At 74.6% G+C, this 15475-nt stretch carries 11 protein-coding genes; 3 read left to right on the plus strand and 8 right to left on the minus strand.

Annotated features, from left to right (window positions below; translation table 11 throughout):
- Complete coding sequence (gene hemC, locus BLW43_RS11020; RefSeq protein WP_093253200.1) at positions 1–972, minus strand: hydroxymethylbilane synthase; 972 nt, start codon at positions 970–972, stop codon at positions 1–3.
- 74 nt (positions 973–1046) lie between these two features.
- On the opposite strand from hemC, the gene tsaD reads away from it, so the two are divergent.
- A complete protein-coding gene (gene tsaD / locus BLW43_RS11025; protein WP_093253203.1) occupies positions 1047–2162 on the plus strand; it encodes a tRNA (adenosine(37)-N6)-threonylcarbamoyltransferase complex transferase subunit TsaD in 1116 nt (371 codons plus the stop codon).
- A gap of 28 nt (positions 2163–2190) precedes the next feature.
- The gene (locus tag BLW43_RS11030) at positions 2191–2463 is read left to right on the plus strand and encodes a YciI family protein (protein ID WP_093253210.1); all 273 of its coding nucleotides are present in this window, start codon (positions 2191–2193) and stop codon (positions 2461–2463) included.
- A gap of 24 nt (positions 2464–2487) precedes the next feature.
- On the opposite strand, the gene BLW43_RS11035 is transcribed toward BLW43_RS11030, so the two are convergent.
- The 6 genes from BLW43_RS11035 to tagH form a co-directional block, all read right to left on the minus strand.
- Positions 2488–3378 carry a PP2C family protein-serine/threonine phosphatase gene (locus tag BLW43_RS11035; protein ID WP_093253213.1) on the minus strand — a complete coding sequence of 297 codons (891 nt, stop codon included), beginning with the start codon at positions 3376–3378 and terminating at the stop codon, positions 2488–2490.
- Positions 3375–4091 (minus strand): type VI secretion system-associated protein TagF, encoded by a 717-nt coding sequence (gene tagF, locus BLW43_RS11040; RefSeq protein ID WP_093253215.1) that lies wholly within the window; start codon positions 4089–4091, stop codon positions 3375–3377. Before tagF ends, BLW43_RS11035 begins: the two co-directional genes overlap by 4 nt.
- Entirely contained in the window at positions 4073–7672 is a 3600-nt protein-coding gene (gene tssM, locus BLW43_RS11045; RefSeq protein ID WP_093253218.1) for a type VI secretion system membrane subunit TssM, read from the minus strand. The genes tagF and tssM overlap by 19 nt, the downstream gene beginning before the upstream one ends.
- A 10-nt stretch (positions 7673–7682) precedes the next feature.
- Positions 7683–9089 carry a type IVB secretion system protein IcmH/DotU gene (icmH, locus tag BLW43_RS11050; RefSeq protein WP_093253221.1) on the minus strand — a complete coding sequence of 469 codons (1407 nt, stop codon included), beginning with the start codon at positions 9087–9089 and terminating at the stop codon, positions 7683–7685.
- Between the two features lie 4 nt (positions 9090–9093).
- The gene (gene tssK, locus BLW43_RS11055; RefSeq protein WP_093253232.1) at positions 9094–10440 is read right to left on the minus strand and encodes a type VI secretion system baseplate subunit TssK; all 1347 of its coding nucleotides are present in this window, start codon (positions 10438–10440) and stop codon (positions 9094–9096) included.
- Between the two features lie 167 nt (positions 10441–10607).
- On the minus strand, positions 10608–12527 hold the full coding sequence (gene tagH, locus BLW43_RS11060) for a type VI secretion system-associated FHA domain protein TagH (RefSeq protein WP_093253235.1): 1920 nt from the start codon (positions 12525–12527) through the stop codon (positions 10608–10610).
- A gap of 221 nt (positions 12528–12748) precedes the next feature.
- On the opposite strand from tagH, the gene BLW43_RS11065 reads away from it, so the two are divergent.
- Entirely contained in the window at positions 12749–13120 is a 372-nt protein-coding gene (locus BLW43_RS11065) for a DUF4280 domain-containing protein (protein ID WP_093253239.1), read from the plus strand.
- Between the two features lie 59 nt (positions 13121–13179).
- On the opposite strand, the gene BLW43_RS11070 is transcribed toward BLW43_RS11065, so the two are convergent.
- Complete coding sequence (locus BLW43_RS11070; RefSeq protein ID WP_093253242.1) at positions 13180–15366, minus strand: serine/threonine protein kinase; 2187 nt, start codon at positions 15364–15366, stop codon at positions 13180–13182.
- Between the last annotated feature and the right edge of the window lie 109 nt (positions 15367–15475).

A 15475-nucleotide genomic window follows, 5' to 3' on the forward strand; every position in this document is an offset into this window, starting at 1 on the left:
TCACCCTGCGTCGAAGAAGCCCGGGCCGCCTTTCGCGCGCAGCTCGGCTGCGGCGTCAGCGCCCATCGCGGCGGCGTCTGACACCGCGCCGCGCCGCTCTGCGGCGTGAAGCTCCGAGCCGTCGGGCCGGATGATCTCGCCGCGCAGCCACAGCGTGTCGCCCTCGACCACCGCAAGCCCCGCGATCGGCGTGCGGCAGGAGCCGTCGAGCCCGGCGAGGAAGGCCCGCTCGGCCGCGAGGCGCGCAGCCGTCTCGGCGCAGGCGAAGGGCGCGAACAGCGCCGCGGCGGGCGAGCCCGCATGCGCCTCGATCCCGATGGCGCCCTGCGCCACCGCGGGCAGCATCTCGGAGACCTCGATGGGCCCGCGGGCCGCGGCCTGCATGTCGAGCCGGCGCAGGCCCGCCCAGGCGAGGAAGGTCGCCTCGGCGACGCCTTCCTGCAGCTTGCGCATCCGCGTCTGCACGTTGCCGCGGAACTCCACCACCTTGAGGTCGGGGCGCCGATGGAGAAGCTGGGCGCGCCGCCGCAGCGACGAGGTGCCGACGACGGCCCCACGCGGCAGCGCCGCGACGCTCTCGTGGCGGGAGGACACGAACGCGTCGCGCACGTCCTCCCGCGGCAGGCAGGCGACGATCTCCAGCCCGTCGGGCAGCTGCGTCGCGACGTCCTTCATCGAGTGCACCGCGATGTCCACCACGCCCGCGAACAGCGCCTCCTCCAGCTCCTTGGTGAAGAGGCCCTTGCCGCCGATCTCCGACAGGGCGCGGTCCTGCACGGCGTCTCCGGTCGTCGTATGGACCACGATCTCGAACGCCGCCTCCGGCAGGCCGTGCGCCGCCATCAGGCGGCCGCGGGTCTCGAGCGCCTGCGCCAGCGCCAGCGGCGAGCCGCGGGTGCCGATGCGCAGGGGGCGATCGGGGCTGGGCGGGCCGTCATGTCCGCGACGGTCGGCGGTGATTTGCGCAGTCATGGGGCAGAGTGCTAACGCTCGACCGGCGGACGGGCAACGCGACGAATGGGCTTGCCCGCCGCTGGAGGAGCCTCGTGACGCGCCGGCTGACCGTACTCGGGATCGAATCGAGCTGCGACGACACCGCGGCGGCCGTCGTGCGCGCGGCGCTGCGCGGGGAGGCGGCTGAGGGGCCGGGAGAGATCCTGTCCTCGGTGGTCTGGGGCCAGAGCGCGCTGCACGCGCCCTTCGGCGGCGTGGTGCCGGAGATAGCCGCACGCGCCCACGCCGAGCGGCTGGACCTCTGCGTGGAGGCGGCGCTGTCGGACGCGCAGTTGACGCTCGACGACATCGACGCCGTCGCCGCCACCGCCGGGCCGGGGCTGATCGGGGGCGTGCTCTCGGGCGTGATGACGGCGAAGGGCGTCGCCTTCGCCGCCGGCCTGCCGTTTCTCGGCGTGAACCATCTCGAAGGCCACGCCCTGACGCCGCGGCTGACCGACGGGCTGGCGTGGCCCTACCTGCTGCTGCTCGTCTCGGGCGGCCACTGCCAGCTCGTGAGCGTCGACGGGCTCGGGGAGTATCGCCGGCTCGGCGGCTCGATCGACGATGCGCCGGGGGAGGCGTTCGACAAGCTGGCCCGCCACATCGGCCTCGGCTTCCCCGGCGGGCCGGAGGTGGAGCGGACCGCCGCGAGCGGCGACGCGCGCCGTTTCGCGCTGCCGCGCCCGCTGCTCGACCGGCCCGGCTGCGACATGAGCTTCTCGGGGCTCAAGACGGCCGCGCGCCGGGCGGCCGACGCCGTGGCGGAGGGGCGGGGCGGCCTGACGGCGCAGGACCGCGCCGATCTCTGCGCCGCGTTCCAGGCCGCCGTGGCCGAGACGCTGGCGGAAAAGACGGCCCGCGCCATGGCGCGCTTCCGGGAAGATCATCCCGACGCGGCGCCCGTGATCGCCGTGGCCGGCGGCGTCGCGGCGAACGGCGCGATCCGGCGGTCGCTGGAGGCCGCGGCGGCGGCTCAGGGCTTCACAATGACGGCTCCGCCGCTGAAACTCTGCACCGACAACGCAGCGATGATCGCCTGGGCCGGGGCCGAGCGCTTCGCCCGCGGCGAGAGCAGCGGGTGGGATCTCGGGGCCCGCCCGCGCTGGCCGCTGGACGAGACCGCCGCGCCGCTGGTGGGCGCGGGGCGCAAGGGGCCCAAGGCGTGACGCGCCGGGCCTGGAGGGGGAACGCGACATGACGTGGCTGCTGATCTGCCGGGACCGGCCCGGCGCGCTCTCGATCCGTCAGGAGACGCGGGACGCGCATCTCGCCTATCTGAAGGGCTCGGGCGTCGTCCGGCTCGCCGGTCCCCTGACCGACGACGCGGGGGCCATGAACGGCAGCCTGCTTGAGATCGACGTCGCTGACCGCGCGGCGGCCGAGGCCTTCGCCGCCGCCGACCCCTATGCCGAGGCGGGGCTGTTCGAGAGCGTCGAGATCGTCGCCTGGAAGCGCGTGCTGGGCTGAGCCGGCGCGGCGACGCCGGCGCGCTCAGGCGAAGTCGACCACGACGACGGAGACGTTGTCGGGCCCGCCCCGGGCGATGGCCGCCGCCACCAGCGCGTCGCAGCAGGCGGCGGGGTCGCGCTCGTTCCAGCAGATCCGGGTGATCTCGGTCTCGTCGACCGGTCGGGTCAGGCCGTCGGAGCAGAGCAGGAACCGGTCGCCCGCGCGGAGCTTCACCTCGGTGAAGGACAGGTCGAGACGGTCGGCGGCGCCGACCGCGCGGGTGAGCACATGGGCGTGGGGGTGCTCCTCGGCGTCCTCGGCGCGCAGCGCGCCGTCATCCACCAGCTCCTGCACCACCGTATGGTCCCGCGTCAGGCGCACGGTGGCTTCGCCGCGGCGCACCAGATAGGCGCGGCTGTCGCCGCACCACGTCACCAGCCCGTCCGCGCCGAACGCCAACAGACATACCACGGTGGAGCCGATGGCGGAGACGCCTTCGGCGACGGCCTCGGCGCGCAGGGTGGCGTTGGCGCCCTCCAGCCGGGCGACGACGTCGAGCGCGAGACCCTGCGGCGTCTGCCAGCCGCCGCGCACATAGCCGAGCTGGCCGATGATCTCGGCGCTGGCGCGCTGGCCGTGGGCGTGCCCGCCCATGCCGTCGGCCACGGCCCAGACGCCGCGCACGTCGTCGATCAGGAGCGCGTCCTCGTTCCGGCTGCGCACGAGGCCGGTGTCCGCGCGCCCGCAGGAACGCGGGCGCAGCGCCTGCCCGCGGGCGACGGGCTGCGCGTCGCCGTCCCTGCCCGTGCTCCTGCCGCCGCCGAGCCAGGCGGCGGCGCGACCGAGGCCGCCGACGCCGGCGCCATGGGGCAGCAGCCCGCCGAGGCCGGCGCCGAGGCGGCGCGGAAGATTGGGAGGCCGGTCGCTGCTCATGGCGCGCTCCTCTGGGTCGCCGCGTCCGGCGATGAGGTCCGGCCTCCGAAGAGGGCGGCGAAAAAGGCGGCGTCCAGCGCCGTCGTGGCATCGAGAACGCGGGGCGGTGGGCCGAACGTCTCCGCGCGCGCCAGTGAGCCTTTCGCGGAGCCTTCTGCGGCGAGGCCCAGCGCCGAGGGCGCCGCCGTGGGCGCGGACGCGGGCGCGGCGGGCGCCGCCGCTACGGCTGCGTCGAACACGGCGGGGTCGGCGTCTGGCGCCAGGGCGGCGAGCGCGGCGTCCTCCACCGCGTCGCACCAGCCGGCGCGCGCCGCAAGCAGTCGCGCCGGAAGGTCGCCCGCCTGCGAGGGCGCGCCGCCGGGCAGGGCGACGAGGATCGGGAAAAGCCGGCCGGCGCCGTCCATGCCGGGGCCGATCACGGCGACGCCGGGCGCGCCCGGGACCGCGCCCTCGGTGAGGCCGAGACGCCAGAGCGGCGCGGTGAGGAAGGCGTCGCGCGCCGGGCCGCCGCCGGCGCGGACGGCCGCCAGGCCTTCCTCCGCCCATGCCCGCAGCGATTCGATGAGCGGCCCGGGGCGCCCGCCGCCCACGAAATCCCCCCGCGCCGGCAGCTTCGCCACCCAGCCGGCCCCCGAACCCGGAGCCGAACCCGCAGCCGAACCCGCCACGGGTCCGGCGGGCCGGCGCGCGGGGATCAGAGCGTCGCCGGGCATGTGAATTCGCGCAGTTCGGCGCGCAGGGCGAAGGGGTTGACTGTCGATTCCATACGCAACTCCATCACAACCCGCCGCCCGCCGGCGCTGAAGCCGAGCCGCGCGCGGTCTCCGCCGCCGAGCAGCTTGAACTCGGAACGGTCCAGCAGCTTGAAGAAACCCCAGAAGCCGAGCTCGCCGACGCGCGCCTCGGTCGGCGGCAGGCGCGCGCCGGTGAGGTCCACCGCGCCGGTGTCCACCCCCAGCGTCGCCTGCGCCCCGTTGTCGGGCTGGGGCCCCGGCCACTCCATGTTCGCGGCGCCCGGCTCGCCCTGCTTGAAGTCCGCGCTCTGGCCGCCGATCTCGATGCGCGCGCGCTGCACGTCGCCGTCCATCGCGATCGGGAACACGCCGATGCGCACGCCCGGCCGCGCCGCGCCGAAGGGAAAGAACGCCTCGCGCAGCTGGGCTGCGGTCTGGAAGAAGGCCAGCCGCTCCTGCGGGATCTGGAGCTGCGCGCCCACGCCGGGGCGCAGGCGCCAGTTCGCGGCGGTGGTGTCGACGTAGGAGGCGAGCCGCGTCTTGAAGAAGCGGTCGATCACGCCGTCGGGGCCGAGGATGTCCACGAGGTCGCCTGGCGGCGCCTCGGCCCCGCCGCCGAACGGGTAGCGCCCGCCGAGCCGCTGGCGGCACACCGGGGCGACGGTCGAGCGCCATTCCTCGTTGAGCGCGGCGTAGAGTCCCTCGGCCAGCGTCGCGTCGGCCTGCTCCAGCATCTCGTCGAAGATGCGCTTCACCGCCGGCGGGGCCTGGCTCACGTCGAAGCGCAGCTGCTCGGCCGTGGCGTCGTTGGCCAGATCGCTGAGCGAGCCGCGCCCCGACACCATGCCGTCCACCACCTGCCGCAGCTCGTTCAGCCGCAGCAGGACGGTTTCGAGCTGCGAGCCGGTCTCCGCCGTGCCGATGAAGTCGCGCAGGGTGGCGAAGGCGGCGCTGACCGGCGCGCCCTCGCGCGGGGCCTCGGCGCCGCCGCCGGAGCTGGCGGCGATCTTGCCGGCCAGCCCAAGCTTCGAGCCGTATTTCTTGAAGCCGATCGTGGCGGCGTTGGCGAGCAGCGGGCTGCCTTCCTCCGGCGCCGCGGCGAGGTCGGTCTGCTTCCCGGCGCCCTGCAGCACCCGGCGCAGGGGCGACTGGCGGGAGGACAGCAGCGACAGGACGCGGCTGGCGTGGCCGGCGTCGGTGAAGGGCGTGATGCGCAGGTCGTTCAGCATGTCGTCCCACTGCGCGATGAACGCCTCGTCGTAGATCTCGCGGATCTCCTGCCGCGTTCGGATGATGTCCGCGCGCGATGGCTGGGCGGCGTCGGGGTCCTCCGCCAGCACCCAGCCCTCGTCGAGCTCGGCGTCCACCGCGGCGTCGGCGTTCTGGGCGAACACGCTCCAGAACCCCTCATAGGTGAAGATGCCGGGGATCGGCGCGTCGAGCGGCTCGCCTGAGGCGCGCACGAAGGCCTGCGCCGCCGCCGGGCCGCCGGCGTCGGTTATGCGCCAGGGCCGCAGCTCCGTCACCACGTCCTGCGTCATCAGGATGCGGAAGGCGCGCTGGGCGGGCGACAGGTTCGCCGCCAGCGTGCGGGCCGAGGCGATGGCCTCGTCGTTGAGGTCGCGGTCCGGCAGCGGGCCTTCCAGCAGCGCCGTGACATGGGCCGAGACGGCCTCCAGAAGGTCGGCGTTGATGTTGGGCGGGTAGCGCAGCGCGGCGTCGCGCATGACGAAGCCGTGCAGGTAGTCCGCGTCGAGCGGCCCGCGCCCGCCGAGCATCAGGTAGGCCTTGAGCACGTCATAGAGCGGCGCCGGCTTGTCCAGGTTCTCGTCCATGATGCGCTCGAGCCGGTAGAGCAGGCGCGGGCGCAGCAGGTCGTTCAGCGCCTTGCCGTAGGCGAGTTCGGCCTGGGCGCGCAGTTCGTCGGTGCGCCCCGCCCCGATGCCGCCCAACGGCGGCGCCGCGCCCTCGTCGTCGAAGGCGTCGCGCGCGGCGCGCAGGCGGTCGAGCGGCGCGAGCACGGGCTCCAGCGAGCTGTCGCCCACGGGGTCCACGTCGAGCGTGGCGAGGTCGGCCTCGTAGTCGGCGAAGGTCGTGATCAGCGCGTCGGCCTGCGCGGCGGTATGCTCGTTGACCATCCACCAGCCGCCGGCCAGCGCCATCGGCGCGGCGACGCAGGCGGCGATGGCGGCCCAGCGCCCGGCCGACGCCGCGCGGCGGCGCGCGCGCCCGGCCTTGGTGGCCAGCCCGGCCTCGGGGAACACGACGTCCTGCAGCAGCCCCTGGAGGAAATAGGCCCGCCCGCCGGTTCCCGGCGCCATGGCGTTAGCCCGGCGCTCCAGCCCGAACTCGCGGCTCATCGCGGCGATCAGCCGGTCGACGGGCTGGCCGTGCTGGGTGGCGGAGGTGAAGTAGAAGCCGCGCAGCAGCATCGTCTCGGAGTATCGGTCGGGCGCGAACGCCTCGCGCAAAAACTGCGAGACCACGCCCTTCAGCGAGGAGAACTGCGTCGGGAAGCCGAACACCTGCGCGCGCACGCCGAGGTCGGCCTCGCCCTGCAGCCGCGGGAACTGCATCTCGCCGAGCTGGGCGGTCAGCGCGTCGAATTCCTGCTCGACCTGCGCCAGATCGGCCTCGGCGCGGGCGCGGGCGTCCTTCTCGTCTCCGAGCGGAAAGGTGACGCCCCAGACCTGCGCGCGGTCCTCGCGGTTGAGGCCCTGGAAGAACTCGCGGAAGCCCACCAGCAGGTCGGCCTTGGTGAACATGACGTAGACGGGAAGCTGCGCGCGCATCTTCTCGCAGATCTCCTGCACGCCGCGGCGCACGGCCTGGGCGTGGGCGGAGAGGCGCGCCGGGTCCGCCGTCGCGAGCTCGTCGAGCGCGATGGCGACGATCACGCCGTTGACCGGCTCGCCGGGGCGGTTGCGCGCCAGCAGGTCGAGGAAGGCGTTCCAGGCGCCCTTGTCCACCGTCGCGTCGCTGTCCTGCGTGACGTAGCGGCCGGCGGTGTCGATGAAAACGGCCTCGTCGGTGAACACCCAGTCGCAGTCGCGCGTGCCGGCGCCGCCGTCGATGGCGATGCCCTCCTCGCCGGACTTGCGCAGCGGAAACTCCAGCCCGCAGTTCATCAGCGCCGTGGTCTTGCCGCTGGCGGGCGGGCCGACGAAGACGAACCAGGGCAATTCGTAGAGATAGCGCGAGCCGCCGAGGCGGGACTTGAAGCGCAGCCGGCGCAGCTTGGCGAGCGCGTCGCGGAACTTGGTCTCCAGCCGCTCGCGCTCGGCGTCGAGCGCCTCGCCGGAGGGGTCGGCGGGCGTCTCCAGCGCGTTGATCAGGGCGGCGTTGCGCGCGCGGCGGCGCCACCACCAGAGCCCAGAGAGCAGCGCCCAGATCAGGAAGAACACGGCGATGGTGACGATCCGGCTCGTGGCGAGGCCGAAGGGCCGGAACGAGCCGAATGCCAGCAGCTCGCCCACGAACCACACCGCCGCCGACAGCAGCGCGCAGGCGACGAAGCCGAGGAACGGCGGCGAGAACAGGATGGCGCGCAGGGTTTTCATCGTCTCGCCTTCACTGGGTCGCGGCGGTCTCGGCGGCGCCGCCGCGGTCGAGCACCAGCTCGACGCGGCGGTTCCGGGCGCGGCCCTCGCGGGTGGCGTTGTCAGCGATGGGCTTGGTCGCCGCGAGCGCCTTGATCTCGATGCGGTCCGGCGCCGAGAGCAGCGGACGCACGAAATCCGCCGCCGCCGTCGCGCGCGCGAGCGACAGCGCCACGTTGTCGGGAAACTGCGCCGTGCGGATCGGCACGCTGTCGGTGTGCCCCTCGATGATCACGTCGCCCGGCTCGTCGTTCAGCGCGTCGGCCACCCGCAGCAGCACGTTCTGGTAGCGCGGCAGCACCACGGCCTTGCCGCCGGCGAACATGCCCGCGCCAAGCAGGCGGATGCGCACGAGACCCGCCTCCTCGAACACCTCGACCAGGCCCTCCTTGATCTCGGCGTCGAGAAAGCCGCGCACGCGGTCGAGCCGCGGCGGCGCCAGCACGACCTCCTCGCGCGGGGCGGGGGCGGCGAGGCGCACGATCTCGACGGACTGGCCTGGCCCCAGTTGCGGCGGCAGGTTGACGGCGGCCTGCGCGCTGCGCGCGGCCTCGCCGCCGGTCAGCCAGGCCGCCAGGAAGAAAAGGCCGGCGCAGGCCGCCGCCGAGAGCGAGGCGATCAGCCAGATCGGCGCGAGCTCCCGCAGCGGCCGGCGCTCCGTGTCGACGCCCCGCCAGTGCAGCGACAGCGCCTCGGTGAAGCCGTCGCGCCTCAGCGTCACGGCGTCGAAGGCGCGGCGGCGCCACTGCTCCAGCTCGGCCTCCGCGGCTGCGCCTCCGCGCCGGTAGCGGCCCTTGAAGCCCAGCGAGAGGCAGATGTGCATCAGCTCAACGAGGTCGCCGAAGCGGCGCGGCTCGGCCACGGCCTCGTCGAGCAGCTCGAAGAAGCGGTCGCCGCCGATGACCTCCTCGTAGAGCGAGGCGACGAGGGTGGCGTTCTGCCAGCCGGCCTCCATGCCCCAGGGCTTCGACATGATCTCGTCGTCGATGGTGGCGGCGATGGCGTAGCGGGCGACCTGCGCCACGCCCTGGTCCACGCCCTCGGCGTCGGCGCGCAGGTCGAACTGGCGGATCAGCGCCATGGACTTCATGCGCAGGGTGTCGACGTCGAGCGCGGTGGCCTGGCCGCGCAGATAGACCAGCAGATCGAAGAGGTCCGCCGCCGCATCCACCAGCGGGTTGACGCCGGGCCGCGCCTCGCCCGGCTCCACCCCGACCGGTCCGCGCCGCGCCCCGCCAAGGCCCGCCGGCGCCGCGCCTGCGGCGGGCGCGCCGCCCCAGACGCCCGGGGGCGCGCCCGCCAGCCTGCCGCCGGGGTTGGGCGCGACGACGGTCGCGGGGATCGAGCGGGGGTCCTTCGGCGCATCCGCGGGGGTCATCGCGTCAGTCCTTGATCGCCCAGAGCTGCATCTGCAGCTCCGAGAAGGATTGCTGGGCGTGGATGGCGATCGAGCGGCTGGCCTTCACGCCCTCCCACGCGGCGGCGTTCTGGTCGAGCTCGAAGCACACCCAGCCGGCCAGCGGGCGGATTTCCGGCGGGAAGCTCGGCATCGGCCTCAGCGCGACGCCCTTGGTCGCGGCGCCGATGATCTGGAGGATCTCCGCGGTCGAGGCGACGGAGGCGTTGGCGGGAAAGGCGTCGCGGAACGCGCTGTCGGGCATCGCCGCGCGCGCCACCAGCACCATGCGCGCGCCGGTCAGCAGGCCCGGCGGGATCGCGCGGTTGTAGTGGATCTGCTGGCCCTTGTGGAACGCCAACTCGATCGGCGTCGCCTCCGGATCGTCGAGAAAGCCCAGAGAGCGCTGAAGTTCCGCAAAGAGCGGCGCGAAGGTCGCGGTCAGGTCGTCGTGGTCGTAGACCGGGAAGATCGGCGGCCGGCGCTTCTCGCGGTCGGTGAAGGTCGAGAGCTGGGCCGCGGCCTCGACCAGCGCGCGGTGCAGCGGCTCCGGATGGACGCCGCCGGCGTCGCGCATCTGGCCGAGCAGCGCCGCCTTGGCGTTGCAGACCTGCAGCAGCATGAACTGCTCCTGCGCCGCCGCGCTCGATCCGCCCGCCGAACCGAAGCGGCCCGACAGCCCGTCGGCGCGCACGTCGAAGCGCGCGGCGATCTCGGTCAGCGCGCCGCTGAGCGCGGGGCTCGCGGCGGCGGTGAGCACGGGGGGGATGTAGTCGGGGTCGAGCCGCACCCGGCGGTCCGGGCTGACGTCGATCACGCGGGCGACGGGCAGGCTCTCGAAGCCTTCGGCGGGGCGCGGCCCGACGGTCAGGCGCAGATTGGGCGCGCCGAGTTCGATCACCTCGGTGGCGCCGTCCTCGCGCAGCGTGTCCGGCACCTCTTCCGGCGTCAGGACGTAGCGGGCGGCGACGGGGCGGCCCGACGGATCGGAGCGCGCCGCGAGCGCAGCCCCGCGGGTCGCGGCGGGGGCGCTCAGCCAAACCATCGCGCCCTTGACGTCGGCCTCCAGCGAGAGCGGCTTGACCGGCGCGGCGTCGCCGGGCGCGGCGAAGGGCGTCCCGTCTCGAAAGGCGCCTTCGCAGGCCGCGAGACCGATCTCGCCGGCCGCCAGCGCCCGCTCGTCGAGCGCCAGCTTCGTGAAACCCCAATGCCATGGCTGGAGCGCGGCGAGGCGCGCAGCGAGAACGCTCTCGGCGCGGCGATCCTGCTGCTGGAAATGGTGCGGCCTCAGGAACATGCCCTCGATCCACATGACCTTGCGCGACAGCGTCATTCAGCCCCCCCGGCGGGCGCGCCGGAACTGGCGCCCCAATTTGAAAACCAGCCGCCGCTCAGCGCAGTGTCGCGCGTCACAGCCCCCGAGCGCCACTCCACCCGGACGGCGCCGCGAGACGGGCGGGCCCGACGTCGCGGCGCAGGCCGGCGGCTCGGTGCGCGCGGTCACTCCCGTCCGCCGGCGCGGCCGCCGGGCCGCCCGCCGGCCGGGCCGCCCGCCTGTCGCGCGGACCCGCCTTCCGGCTGGCCTCCCGACTGGCCGCCTGGCGCGTAGAGCTTGTTGAGTTCGCGCCCGATCAGCGCGCGGATGTCGTCGTCGGCCTGATCTGCGACGCGGGCGTAGTCTTCCACGAAACGGTCCCACAGCTCCGCCTTGCGCAGCGCCGGGACGACCTGGCTGAGGCCGCGCCGCTCCAGCGTCTGCTCCAGCGTCTCGGGGTCGAAGCTCTCCAGCGCGACGCGCATCGCCGTCTTGATGCCGCCGACCAGCGCCATCTGGTGCGAGACGAGCGACTTCAGCGCGTCGGCCACCGCCGCCTCGCCGCTGAGATAGCCCGAGGTCAGCGGGCGCAGCAGTCCGTCCGCCGCGGCCTGCGCGTCCGGCGCGAACTTCAGCGGGTTGGCGCCGAACTCGATCTCGGTGCCGGCGACGCCGAGCTCGCGCTTCACCGTGCGGCGGCTGTCGAGCAGCTGGCGCAGGGCGTCGGCCATCGCCACCAGCACCGCGCCGGCTTCGCGGGCCCGCGCAACGCGCCTGCCGCGCGGCACCTCGTCGATGTCGAGGCCCATGGCGTCGAACAGCGCGGCGAGCGCCGCCTCGGCCTCCAGCGCGTCGGGGCTTGCGGCCGGGCGGGGCGCGGCGGGGTGGACCTGGGTCGCGCCGCGGGGCGGTTCGGGCCGGGCCGGCGCCGGTTCGACGGGCGTCGGCCCGGCGTCCTCGGGGCCCTGCTCGGGAAAGCCTGCGGCGCCGGGTTCGCGCGCGCGCTGAGGCGCGCCCGACGGCGTGGGCCCGCCGAGGGAGAGGCCCGGCGTCGCGCGACCGGGCGCCTGTCTCTCTGCGGCGAGCGGATCGGCGTCGCCCGGATCGGATCGTCCGGGATCGGATCGTCCGGGATCTGGCGAGAGCGGATCTGGCGAGAGCGGATCTGGCGAGAGCGGATCGGGCGAGAGCGGATCTGGCGGCGCCCCCTCATGCGGCGGATCCGGATCCGGCGCGGGCGCCGCGCCGCGCCCGAAAAGGGCGTCGTCGTCCCGAGCCGGCGCGGCGCCCTCTGGGCCGAAGAGATCGTCCTCCGGCGCGGCGGCGGTAAACGGATCGGCGGCGGCGGCCCGAGCCGGCTTTGGCGGGCCGAAGGGGTCGTCCTCGTCGTTCAGCCAGTCTTCGGGCGACGCTGGGCCGGAGCCAGACCCTGCAGGACGCGACGGCGCCCCCCCAGGCGACGGCGGGGCGGCGGAACGCGACGGCGCGTCGCCGAGGCCCTGCGGCGCGGGCGGCGCTCGCCGCTGGGCGCCGCCGAGGCTCAGACCCGGCCCCGGGTTGGGCGCCGCCGCGGCGCCGGGCGCGGCGGCGGGCGCCGCCGAGAAGCCGGACGGCGCTGCCGATGGCCCGGACCTGTCTCCGCGCAGCGAAAGCCCTCCTGCGCGCGGCGCCGTCGACGACGGGGAGAACGCCGGCCCAGGACCTCCCGGCGCGTCGCCCTGCCGCCCGAACGGATCGTCGTCGCCGGCGGGCCGCGAGGGGGCGGCGAAAGCCGCGCGGCGCGGCGCCACGCTGATCGCGATCTCGCCCACGGGCAGGAACAGCCGCGCCCCGCCCGCCGGCAGAGCGGTCGGCTGACCGCGCTGCAGCCGCGACTGAGGGTCGCCCAGCGCGGTGCCGCCCGAGCTGCGGTCCACCAGAACCAGCGCGTCGCCCTCGCCCCTCAGCTCCAGATGCAGGCCGGAGACGCGGCAGCTCGGATCGATCAGCGTCCAGTCCGCATCGGGCGAGCGTCCGATGGTGAACGGCGCGCCGCCCAGCGTGGCGACCTTGATGGAGCCTTCCGCCGAGGTCAGGCCGCCGGAGAGTGTGAGGGTCACCTGCACTGCGCGTTCTTCCGCATGTTGCGGGCCTGAGCCGCCGCGCCGGACGCGGCGCCGTTCAGGCCCGGACCTTGGCCATGGCTGTGACGGCGCGCACAGCGCGCCGGTTGCAGGGATGCTAACATACTCGTAGCGATGATCCAGACGCGCGGCCCCGCCCCGGCGATCGACGCCCTCGAGGGCCTCCGGGGCGGACCGCGTCGCGCAGGGGAAGGAGACCGACCATGGCCATGCAATGCGTCACCAGCGGCATGCTGATGTGCACCTTCGGCACCGCGCCCTCGGCGTTCAGCGCCACGCCGCGCATGACGAAGTCCGGCAACCAGATCGCGGCGAACATCATGTGCAACAAGCCGATGGTGAACATCAAACCGTTCAGCCCGTGCAACGCGCCATCCAACCCGAGCAACTGGAAGGGGCCGGTATTCACGCCGGGACCCTGCATTCCCGTGATCCCCGCGCCCTGGGCCCCGGGCGCGCCAACGGTGATGATCGACAACATGCCGGCGCTCAACAACACCTCCAAGTGCATGTGCACCTGGGGCGGCGTCATCCAGTTCACGACGCCGGGCCAGTTCACCCACAACATTCCCTGAGCCGGAAGGCGTCCGCCCGGCGAGCCGCCGCGCCCGGCGGTCCTGTGGCGCGGCGCCGCTCATTCGCGGACGCGCATGAAACGCCGCGCCGCGCTGATCGGCGCGCCGTCGGCGCCGTAGAGGGTCAGCGCGGCGGCGAGTTCGGGCGCATAGGCGTCGATGCTCTCGGTCTTGGTGCGGGCGTAGCCGAACAGCGGCTCGGTCGTCAGCATCGCCGCGACCATGAACGTGCCGAAGGGAGGGTGGAAGGTGAGCGCGATGCGCGAGGCGGCGTTCTCCTCCAGCGGATAGGCGACGCGCACCGTGCGCCGTCCGCCCTCCACCGTCCCGATCTCGCTGAGGCGGTTCTGCTCGCGGTCCGGGTTGGGCAGCAGGTTGACGAGCGCGCCCTCGTTGTCGGCCACGACGACATAGAGGTAGCCGTCGACCTCCGCCGGCGCGATGACGTCGACCAGCGGGTTCGCGTCCGCCGGCAGGGTGTCGCCGCTCTCGGCGCCGTCGTTCAGATAGCGGATGGTCAGCGGCCCGGCGGCGACGCTGTCGGCGGGCAGCGCCCGCATCAGGCGGCAGACATAGGGGTTGAGCGTCTCGAGGTCGGCGTCGACGTCGCGACCGCCTGCGATGCGGCGCAGCGCGCTGACGAACTCGCCAGCGGCCGCCGGGCTCGAGACGCGGCCCTGCGCCGTGATCGCGCCGGTCCCCGAGACGTCGGCGCTCAGCGGCCCGCAGTCCCGGAACGCCTCCAGAACGGCGTCCAGCGCGTCCTTCGGGATCGTGGGCGCATCGTGGCGCAGGGCGATGTCGAGCGTGAGGCCGCCGCTCTCCGCCGCCGCGCGCGCCGAGGTCTCGGCCCGCTCGGCCGCGCCGGCGTCGGGCGCGTCGGCCCTGAGCGTCGCGCGGTCCCGCACCACGTCGAGCCGCCAGTTCTCCAGCCCGGCGAGCGCGCGCAGCAGGCCCGCGACGCCCTCGTGCCAGAACTCCGACGGCGCGCCGCGCGCGATGCTGAGGTCGGCGGCGATGGAGGAGTCGGGCCCGGCGGCGGCGCCCAGCGCCTCCAGCAGCGCGTCGCGCGCCTCCTGATGCGGCGCGTTGCCCGTGGCGGTGGCCGGCTCGCCGTCGGCGGCGCTGAAGCGGTAGACCTCGGCGACGGGCGGCTGCGGGGTCAGCAGGTCGCGCCCCGGACCCAGCAGCGCCGCCGCGCCGCCGATCGCCAGCAGGGCGACCAGCGCGACGGGCAGCAGCAGGCCGCGGCGCTTCTTCTCTCCGGCCGCCCCCCCGCGCGCGGCGGGTTTTCGGGCGCCGGCGCGGGCAGGGGGCTCGGCCGGCGCGGCGTCAAGCCTGAGCGGCCCTGCGACGCGCTTCGGCTCGCCGCCGAACGCGGCCTTTTCCCGCGGCGAAGGCGCGGGCTCCGCGCCGCGCCCGGCGATCGCGGCGTCCAGCGCGGCGGCGAGCGCCGCGGCGTCGGCGAGTCGGTTGGCGCGGCCGGGGGCGAGCATGCCCGACAGCACCGCGGCGAACGGCCCCGGCATGTCGGAGACGTCGGGCGCGATCTCCTTGGCGCGGCGGATCTCCAGCAGCCCCACCGGCAGCGGCGGGGCCGCCCCGCGCGCCGCAGCCAGCAGCGTCGCGCCGAGCGCGTAGATGTCGGACTGCGCGTCCGCCTGACCGTCCATCTGCTCGGGGGCCGCGTATTCGTACTTTCCGGCGAAGCCGCCGCCGATGACGGTGCCGGCGCCGGGCTTCACGTCCTTGGCGATGCCGAAGTCGATCAGCGTGGCGCGGGCGGGGTCGCCGTCGCGCAGCAGGATGTTGTCGGGCGAGATGTCGCGGTGCGACACGCCCAGCGCGTGGGCGGCGCGCAGGCCCTCGGTCACGCGCCGGCCGATGGTCAGCAGCGTCTCGACCGGCACCGCGCCGCGCTCCATCAGCTGCGCCAGCGACGGCCCCTCGATGTACTCCATCACGAGGAAGTAGAGGCCGCCGTGCTGCTGCGTGCGCAGCAGTTCATAGTAGCGCACCACCGCGTCGCTGTTGATGTCGTGCATCAGCTCGCGGCGCATCAGCTCGATGAAGTTGCGGTCGGCGGAGAACTCCCGCTTCAGCACCTTGATGGCGACGGTTCGGTGGGCGACGATGTTCTCGCCCAGATAGACCTCTCCGGTGCCGCCCACGCCGATCAGACGCTCGATCCGGTAGGTCTCGTGCAGAACGTCGCCTGGGGCGAGGAGGGTCTCGGCGAACGCCATGGCGGGCTTCTCCAGATGCGGCCGGGGGACGCTAGCAACAATGGCGCGTCCGTCCTAGCCTTTCAGGCGCGGGTTAAGGGACTGGCGCCGTTGACGACGCGCGATCGCG

The organism is Rubrimonas cliftonensis, from assembly GCF_900107585.1.
Lineage (GTDB): Bacteria > Pseudomonadota > Alphaproteobacteria > Rhodobacterales > Rhodobacteraceae > Rubrimonas > Rubrimonas cliftonensis.